1 protein-coding gene is annotated in these 272 nt (G+C 43.0%); it reads left to right on the forward strand.

Going from position 1 to position 272, the window contains the following annotated elements; translation table 11 throughout:
* The coding region (locus tag STRDD10_RS10185) for a GBS Bsp-like repeat-containing protein (RefSeq protein WP_197458354.1) at positions 1–272 on the forward strand (272 nt) is incomplete at both ends.

Here is a 272-nt window from a genome sequence, read left to right on the forward strand (position 1 = left end):
TATCCGTGCTATATCTGTTCCTACTTGGACTGAGAAAAATGGACAAGACGACATCGCTTGGAAAACTGCTGAAAGACAAGCAAACGGGGACTACAAGTTCACTGTCAAAGCTAGCGAACACAAGGGTGAAAGCGGTATTTACAACTCTCACGTCTACATGGTGGAAGCAGATGGTAATCTCGTTGGACTTGGTGGACAACAGGTTAACCTTAACCTGCCAAAACCTTCAGCTAAGATTGCTATACAAAATCTAAACAACAATGCTGGAACTT

The sequence above is a fragment of the Streptococcus sp. DD10 genome, assembly GCF_001578805.1.
GTDB lineage: Bacteria > Bacillota > Bacilli > Lactobacillales > Streptococcaceae > Streptococcus.